Here is a 1,530-nt window from a genome sequence, read left to right on the forward strand (position 1 = left end):
CCTCGAACAGCGCCAACACCCACACCAACAGCGGGGGCGGCATGTTCCGCTCCACCTCGTCGGGGGTCTACAAGACCGACCTCGAGCCGGTCGATGGGGACGTCGTTCTCGCGCTTCGGCCGGTGGCTTTCACCTCGAAGCACCTCGCGGATTGGGATGGCCGATACGCAGGCTTCATCGCGGAGGAGGTGGAGGCGGCCTTCCCGGAGGCGTCCGCCGACGACGGCGAGAACTACGACGTCAGGGCCATCGTCGCGGCGCTCGTCGCAAAAGTGCAATCTCAGCATGTCGAGATCCTGTCCCTGACGGATCGCCTCGCCGCATTGGAGGCCGCGCAATGATCGACACCGACGCATTCGAGTATGCCTGGGACGTCAAGGCGGAAACCGAGGACTACACCGCCGATGACGGCACCGTCTTCCCCGGCGCGATCCGCGTCGTCCACTGGCGGCTGACAGTGACTGATCCCGAGACCGGCAAGACGTCGCGGCGATCCGGCTCCGAGCCGCTTGGCCTGCCTTCGGACGAGAGCGAGTTCATCGACCTCGACGATCTGCAGGGGCGCACCGCCGCGTCGAGGAGAGAGATCGTCATCGGCTGGGCCGAGGCGAAGGCCCCGGGCTTCATCGAGCGCGAGGTGGCCGCTGCGACCGCCCGCCTCGTCCACAAGATCGAGGGCACGCGCCCACAGGCGCGGCGCCCCGTCGTCGTGCTCTAATCGCGCCCTCGCGCATCGCCGGACACACTCACCCGCCCTCCCGGCAGGGCATGATGCGGGCTGACCCGCGACACCCACGGAGAACCCCCAAATGGTCACCGAAACCTTCCACGGGGTTCGCGTCTTCCAGGACGCGAACGAGCCCGTCATCGCCCAGCCGGTCAGCACGTCGGTCATCGGCATGCTCATGGCGGTCGATCCCACCGACCTCCCCTCCGGCGTGGCGGTCAACACGCCCGTCGCCATCCGCAACCCGTCCGACGCCGCCGACCTTCCCGCGGCGGTGAAGGAGGAGCTCGACACCGTCTGGGACAACGGCGGCGGTCAGGTCATCCTCGTCGTTGTGGACGAGGGCGCCGACGCGGCCGAGCTGGCGACCAACGCGACGGGCGACGCGACGGCGAAGACCGGCGTCCATGCCTTCAAGAAGGCGGTCACGCTCGGGCTGAGCAAGCCGAAGCTGCTCTGCCTTCCCGGCGTGGCGAAGGCCGCCGCCTCGGGCACGGCGGACCCGGTCGTCGCGGAGGCCATCGTCGTCGCCAACAGCCTCAAGGCGCAGCTTTACGTCGATGCCCCGAACACGACCCTCGCCGAGGCAAAGTCTGCCGCCACCCTGATCGGGGCGGAGAAGCGGGTCTGTATCTCCGACCCCTTCGTCCTCAAGTCTGTCGGCGGCACCCCCACGGCGAAGTCGTCGTCGACGCTCTTCGCGGCGGTGCAGTCCTCGCTCGACCGGACGCGCTCCGTGGCCTGGCCCGCAACCAACGTGCTCGCCCGCGGGATCGTCGGCGTGAACCGTCCGACCGACTACG

At 69.0% G+C, this 1,530-nt stretch carries 3 protein-coding genes; all 3 read left to right on the forward strand.

The window, feature by feature from the left end:
• Nucleotides 1-341, forward strand: a 341-nt coding sequence (locus NXI30_29015; GenBank protein MCR9098281.1) for a tail fiber domain-containing protein, incomplete at its 5' end; no start/stop codon positions are given.
• Complete coding sequence (locus NXI30_29020) at nucleotides 338-718, forward strand: hypothetical protein (GenBank protein ID MCR9098282.1); 381 nt, start codon at nucleotides 338-340, stop codon at nucleotides 716-718. The genes NXI30_29015 and NXI30_29020, both read left to right, overlap by 4 nt.
• A 91-nt stretch (nucleotides 719-809) precedes the next feature.
• Nucleotides 810-1,530 (forward strand): hypothetical protein (locus NXI30_29025; protein MCR9098283.1); only part of this gene is annotated, 721 nt, incomplete at its 3' end.

The organism is bacterium (assembly GCA_024742285.1).
In the GTDB taxonomy this organism is placed as follows: Bacteria; Myxococcota_A; UBA9160; order UBA9160; family UBA4427; genus UBA4427.